Below are 5,953 nucleotides of genomic sequence, written 5' to 3'. Positions count from 1 at the left end.
GCCGCGGCCCCGGTCGGGAGCCCTCCCTCGCCGCGCGCCGCCGGGACGTGCGGCAGCCGGGCGGCCGAGGCGACCCCCTCCAGGTAGCCGCGGGCCCGCTCGGTGCGCGGGTACGCCTCCAGCAGCGCCCAGAACCGCGGGCCGTGGTCCGGCACCAGCAGGTGCGCCAGCTCGTGCAGCAGCACGTAGTCGACCACGTAGCCGGGCATGCCCTGGAGCCGGTGCGAGAGGCGGATGGTGCGCTCCCCGGGGGTGCACGAGCCCCAGCGGGAGTTCTGGTTGGTGACCCAGCGGACGTGCTCGGGCACCGCCCGGCCCTCCAGGTAGGCCTCGGACAGCTCGCGCGCCCGGGCGCCGAGCGCCGCGTCGCCGAGCGTGCGACGGCTCTCCTGCCGGGCGAGGCGCTCCAGCATCTGGGCGACCCAGCGCTGCTCCTCGGCGTGCGACATCCGGGCCGGGATCAGCACGATCGTCCGGTCGCCCTCGCGGTACGCGGTGACCGTCCGGCTGCGCCGGGCACTGCGCCGCACCTCGACCTCGGGCGGAACCGTGGAGCTGCGTCCCCGGTCGTCGGCCGCCTCGCCGCTGCGCGTACCCGCGGCGCCGCGCATGCCGGAGTCCGCCGCCGCGCGCTCGGCGGCAGCCCGGGCGCGCCGACGCGCCGCCGTGGATCCGGTGTCCCGTTCGGCCGCCATGGCAGAGGACGTTACCTGCTGCCTCCGACAGGGCCGAGCCACCCGGCCGGGTGGCGGGGTGCAGGACTCGGGGACGTCCGGGGAACGCCTGTTGTCCACAGGGTGTACGCACGACTCTTGTGATGATGCGATCGAGCCTGTGGACAACCGGATGCCGAGGGCCCCGCGGATCGGGCATCCTGCCCTCACCGCGGTGGTCGGCCGCGGCCCGCCCCAGCCGTTCCCAGCCCGCCGGAGGACCCGTGCGCCCCATGCTCAAGCCCGCTCTCGCCCGGCTCTGGCGGGACGAGCGGACCCTCCAGTTCGGCGCGGTACGCCGGCACGCCCGCGTCGTCGAACAGGTCGACCGGGCGGTCGCCGCCTTCCTGGAACTGGTCGACGGCAGCCGCACCACCGGCGAACTGGTCGCGGCCGGCCGGCGGCTCGGCCTGGACGGCGAGGTCTGCGCCGCGCTGCTCGACTCGCTCGCCCGCGGCGAGCTGCTGGACGACGCCGAGGCGCTGCGCGAGGTGCTGGGCGGCCTGCCCCGGGCCCGGCAGGAGCTGCTCGGCCCGGACACGGCGAGCCTGTCGCTGGTCCACCCCGAGCCCGGCGAGGCGGCCGAGGTGCTGGCCGCACGCCGGACGGCCCGGGTCGAGGTGCGCGGCGCCGGGCGGGTCGGCGCGGCCCTGGCCGCGGTGCTCGCCGCCGGCGGCATCGGCGAGGTGTCCGTGGTCGACCGCGGCCGGGTCACCGCGGGCGACTGCTCGCCGGCCGGCCTCCCGCCCGCCGAGGTGGGGCGGCTGCGCACCACGGCCGCCCGCGAGGCGGTGCACCGCGCCGCCGGGGCGGCGGCCGGCGAGCGGCACCGGTCCGCCCCGGTCTCCGCCGGGCCGCCCGCCCTGGTGGTGCTCGCCCCGCGGGACGGCGCGGCCGCCCTCACCGGCGCGGCCACCGACGCGCACGAGCTGGTGCGGGCCGGCGTCCCGCACCTGTACGTCGGCGTCGTGGAGCACCTCGGGATCGTCGGGCCGCTGGTGGTGCCGGGCGCCTCCGCCTGCGGCCGCTGCGCCGCGCTGGCCCGGGAGGACGAGGACGGCGCCTGGCCGCGGCTGCTCGCCCAGCTGGACGGCACCGGCGCGGGCCGGGCCACGACCCCGGCCTGCGACAGCGCGCTGGCCACCGCGGTGGCCGGGCTGGCCGCGCTGCACGCCGAGCTCTACCTCGACGGGGTGCTCCCGCCCAGCGTCGACGGCTGGTGCGAGCTGTCCGCGGCCGACGGGATGGCCCGGCGCCTGCGGCTGCCGGCCCATCCTGCCTGCGGCTGCCTGTGGCCCACCGCTCCGCGGTCGGTGCCCGGCCCGGTCGACCGCCCGCGGCCGCCGGCCGCCCTCCGCGCACCGGTCCCGACGGCCACGGCGGGGCCCTGACCGGCGGGCCGGGCGGCCCGGTGATCGGCGGAGCGGGTGGATCACCCGGCGCGCACCGGCAGCCGCGCGCCCCACGGCCGCCGCCGTGCGCTGCGGATACCAGTCCGGTACCAGTCCGGATATTCGTCGGGAGCCACCGGGCGAACGGGCACAATGGCCTGGTGACCACCGCCCGAGGTGGGCCACGTCGGGCGGCGCGCGCCGGACGCCGGACGCCCGGGCGGACCGATTCGGCGATCCGACGGGGAGGCTCCCGGGTGAGCGATCTACCGCGCAAGGCAGTGACCCGCACGGCCCGGCTGGCCGCACTGCCGCTGGGGATTGCCGGCCGGGCGACGCTCGGCCTCGGCAAGCGGCTGGGCGGCCGGCCGGCCGACGTCGTCTCCGCCGAACTCCAGCAGCGCACCGCCGAGCAGCTCTTCTCGACGCTCGGCCAGCTCAAGGGCGGCGCCATGAAGTTCGGGCAGGCCCTGTCCGTCTTCGAGTCCGCCCTGCCGGAGGAGGTCGCCGGGCCCTACCGGGAGGCCCTGACGAAGCTTCAGGACTCGGCCCCCGCCATGCCCACCAGCACCGTCCACCAGGTGCTCGCCCGGCAGATGGGCAAGGACTGGCGCGCGCAGTTCCGCAGCTTCGACGACCGGCCGACCGCCGCGGCCTCCATCGGCCAGGTGCACCGGGCGGTCTGGCAGGACGGCCGCACGGTCGCGGTCAAGGTCCAGTACCCGGGGGCGGGCGACGCCCTGCTGACCGACCTCGCCCAGCTGGCCCGACTGGCCAAGGTGCTGGGGCCGCTCATCCCGGGGATGGACATGAAGCCGCTCGTCGCCGAGCTGCGCGAACGCGTCTCCGAGGAGCTCGACTACGAACTGGAGGCCTCCGCCCAGCGGGTGCACGCCGAGGAGTTCGCCGGCGATCCGGACATCAGCGTCCCCGGCGTGGTGGCGCAGACCGGCCAGGTGCTGGTCACCGAGTGGATGGACGGCACCCCGCTGGCCCGGGTGATCGCCTCCGGCAGCACCGCCGAGCGCGACCGGGCGGGCCAACTGCTCTCCCGCTTCCTCTTCGCGGGCCCCGGCCGGACGGGGCTGCTGCACGCCGACCCGCACCCGGGGAACTTCCGTCTCCTCAAGGACGACGGCCCGGCCGAGCACTGGCGCCTGGGCGTGCTGGACTTCGGCACCGTCGACCGGCTGCCCGGCGGGCTGCCCACGCCGATCGGCACCTCCCTGCGCCTCGCGCTGGCCGGGGACGCCGGGGCGGTGTACGAGCTGCTGCGGCAGGAGGGCTTCGTCCGGCCCTCGATCGACCTCGACCCGGACGCGCTGCTGGACTACCTGCTGCCGATCATCGAGCCGACCCGGGTCGATGAGTTCACCTTCACCCGCGACTGGATGCGCGCCCAGGCCGCCCGGATCGCCGACCCGCGCGGGCCGGCGTACAACCTGGGCAAGCAGCTCAACCTGCCGCCGTCGTACCTGCTGATCCACCGGGTCACCCTCAGCACCATCGGGGTGCTGTGCCAGCTCGGGGCCACCGTCCGGATGCACGACGAGCTGACCGCCTGGCTGCCCGGATTCACCGGGCCCGTGCGATAACTGACGGTCCAGCAGCCGCCGGACCGCAGGCCGCCGCCGGCGGCCCCCGGACACGGCGATGGCCGCCCCCTCCGCAAGGGGCGGCCATCGGTGTCGGTGCTGTGCGGTCCCCGATCGGGACGGCGGGCCGGCCGGAGCCGGCCGTCCGTCACATCAGGGCCGCGGCAAGCGCCCTGCGGGCGCGCAGCGAGGCACGCTCGGCCTTCCGCCGGAGGCGGTCGGCCCGTGCGACGCGCACGCCGACGCGTTGGTGCTCCGCCTCGCGGAGGCGTTCCTGCATATGGGCCCGGGCCAGGGATTCCTGGAGGAGATTCATTTCGAGGGTCCTGTTCTGGATCTGAAGTTCGGTGGCCTGCTCGCGGCGGGCGGTGACATCGGCGACGGGGATCATGTGGTGGTCCTGCTCGTGGTACGTGCTCGGGAAGGGGCTGAGGGCTGCGGCATCGGCCTTGGCGGCGGCGACGCGTACGGAACGGCGCAGGGCGCTGTCCTGCGGGGGCTGCTCTCCCCGACGGACTCCTGCTGCTCCGCGACCGGACGGCATGTCGGCGGGCTTCACGCCATGACCTCGGTCTTGCGCGGACGGCCCCGCGGCCGCTTGCGGGCAACGACCACACCCTGGACGAAGAGCTCGCCGCCCCAGACGCCCCACGGCTCGCGCCGCTCCAGCGCGCCGGCCAGGCAGGCCTCCTTGACCGGGCAGGTGCCGCAGAGCGACTTGGCGTACTCGACGTCCGCCGGCGTCTCGGCGAAGAAGACCTCCGGGTCGAAGGCACGGCACGGGATGGTCTGGCCGAGGGCCTCGGCCGCGTCGATCGAGGTGAGCTGCATCAGGGAAACCTCCGGGGGGTCGGCCTGGTCGGCCTTGGTGAACTTGTCTGTCGGTACGGACGGGAGGGGCGGTGTGATGACCGTGGACACTTCTTCCTCGTCTTTTCTCTGTGGTTCCGGTCCTGCCGGCTGGTGGGGCCGGACCGGAGGCCCCGAGGGGCCAGGTGGGTCATGCGTACCGGACAAAACAGAAGGGCCGCGGATCCCGGTTGGCGGGTTCCGCGGCCCTGGAGGCGGCCGACCTGAGGCTGACTCAGGTTCGTTCACTCCAGGGTTCTGGGCCGCGGAAGGCCCTCATCCGGAAGGCTCCGGCGCCCGTGAGGGCGGCCTCGGCCTGGTCGATCTGCTGCTCGTCCTGCTTCTTGACTGCTCCGGCACCGGAGACCTGCGCATACTCGCCATGCATGGCGACTACTGCTGCCTTCGGTGCCTGGGTCGGTCGCTCGTCGCGCAGCTCGATGCCGCCGCCGATGATCGCCCAGTCTCCGAACAGACCCGTCTCATCGGAGTTGCCACCCAGGCCAGTGAAGCCGGAGCCACTGACAGTGAGCGCAAGGGTGCCGTTGAGACCCAGCCCGTTGCCACGCATGCCGGCCACGCCGCACTCACGCGGGGCGATGGTCGAGGTGCCACGGGTGCCGAACAGCGAGAGGGCGCCCGAGGGCATGGCGAGAACGGTCTGGCCAGTCAGTTTGGTGATCGTCTTCGTGGTTTCCACTGTCTTCGCCTCCTCTCGGCGTCTCGCGGTGCCCAGTCCCCCGGGCCCCGATGTTCGGATGTCTGTCGGGTCAAACAGGTGGTGCGGTGTGGAGCGGGTGATGCCGCCCGCTCCGGTGCACACAGGTGGAGTCGTGCACGTACGGCGCGCGGAAGGAAGCCCTTCCGTGGCCCTGCGGTCTTGTCGCCTCGACCGCTCCGGCAGGCTATTGCGCGCGGAGCACAGGGCGCAAACTATTTTTCCGGCGAGTTCCGGAGCGATGTCGCGAGCGGCTCAGGCCGGCTCGCTCGATTCCCCCTCGAGCTCGTCACCGAGCTCTTCCCCCGCGCACAACGAGAGCACAGCGGCCCCGTACTTGTCCAGTTTCATGGCGCCCACCCCGGAGATCGTCGCCAGCTCCCGCTCGCTGGTCGGGGCGTCCTCGGCGATCGCCATCAGCGTCGCGTCGGTGAAGACCACGTACGCCGGTGCGCCCTGCTTCTTCGCCTGGCGGGCGCGCCAGGTGCGCAGCCGCTCGTACAGCGCCTCGTCCATGCTGGAGGGGCAGTCCTCGCAGCGGCGCAGCTTGCGCTCGACGGCCTCGGTGAGGGTCCGGCCGCAGACCCGGCAGGTGACCGGGCCGCGCGGGGCCCGGCGGCCGGCCGCGCGGGCTCCCGGCTCGACGCCGCCGCTGCCGCCGCGGCCGCCCTGGCGCGGGGCGCCCGA

At 75.1% G+C, this 5,953-nt stretch carries 7 protein-coding genes; 2 read left to right on the top strand and 5 right to left on the bottom strand.

What is annotated here, in order from left to right; translation table 11 throughout:
- A partial coding sequence (locus tag ACFV0G_RS33490) for a M48 family metallopeptidase (protein WP_380556138.1) occupies nucleotides 1-611 on the bottom strand: 611 nt, incomplete at its 3' end.
- A gap of 335 nt (nucleotides 612-946) precedes the next feature.
- On the opposite strand from ACFV0G_RS33490, the gene ACFV0G_RS33485 reads away from it, so the two are divergent.
- Nucleotides 947-2,104, top strand: coding sequence for a ThiF family adenylyltransferase (locus ACFV0G_RS33485; protein WP_380556134.1), 1,158 nt, complete (start codon nucleotides 947-949; stop codon nucleotides 2,102-2,104).
- A gap of 257 nt (nucleotides 2,105-2,361) precedes the next feature.
- Nucleotides 2,362-3,699 carry an ABC1 kinase family protein gene (locus ACFV0G_RS33480; RefSeq protein WP_380556132.1) on the top strand — a complete coding sequence of 446 codons (1,338 nt, stop codon included), beginning with the start codon at nucleotides 2,362-2,364 and terminating at the stop codon, nucleotides 3,697-3,699.
- A 148-nt stretch (nucleotides 3,700-3,847) separates the two neighbouring features.
- Here ACFV0G_RS33480 and ACFV0G_RS33475 read toward each other — a convergent pair whose 3' ends face one another.
- From ACFV0G_RS33475 to ACFV0G_RS33460, 4 genes are all read right to left on the bottom strand, one after another.
- Nucleotides 3,848-4,090 (bottom strand): hypothetical protein, encoded by a 243-nt coding sequence (locus ACFV0G_RS33475; RefSeq protein WP_380556136.1) that lies wholly within the window; start codon nucleotides 4,088-4,090, stop codon nucleotides 3,848-3,850.
- 164 nt (nucleotides 4,091-4,254) lie between these two features.
- The gene (locus tag ACFV0G_RS33470; protein ID WP_380556130.1) at nucleotides 4,255-4,620 is read right to left on the bottom strand and encodes a WhiB family transcriptional regulator; all 366 of its coding nucleotides are present in this window, start codon (nucleotides 4,618-4,620) and stop codon (nucleotides 4,255-4,257) included.
- 163 nt (nucleotides 4,621-4,783) lie between these two features.
- Nucleotides 4,784-5,248 carry a hypothetical protein gene (locus tag ACFV0G_RS33465; RefSeq protein WP_380556128.1) on the bottom strand — a complete coding sequence of 155 codons (465 nt, stop codon included), beginning with the start codon at nucleotides 5,246-5,248 and terminating at the stop codon, nucleotides 4,784-4,786.
- A 273-nt stretch (nucleotides 5,249-5,521) separates the two neighbouring features.
- A partial coding sequence (locus ACFV0G_RS33460) for an HRDC domain-containing protein (protein ID WP_380556126.1) occupies nucleotides 5,522-5,953 on the bottom strand: 432 nt, incomplete at its 5' end.

Origin of the sequence: Kitasatospora sp. NPDC059571 (assembly GCF_042735675.1) — a bacterium.
GTDB lineage: Bacteria > Actinomycetota > Actinomycetes > Streptomycetales > Streptomycetaceae > Kitasatospora.
The sequence above is the reverse complement of the archived record's forward strand: the minus strand, read 5'-3'. Positions and strand labels throughout refer to the sequence as shown.

Coding starts and splice junctions, on each gene's coding strand:
- ACFV0G_RS33485 (WP_380556134.1), top strand. CDS start 947: ATGCTCAAGCCCGCTCTCGCCCGGCTCTGGCGGGACGAGCGGACCCTC.
- ACFV0G_RS33475 (WP_380556136.1), bottom strand. CDS start 4,090: ATGATCCCCGTCGCCGATGTCACCGCCCGCCGCGAGCAGGCCACCGAA.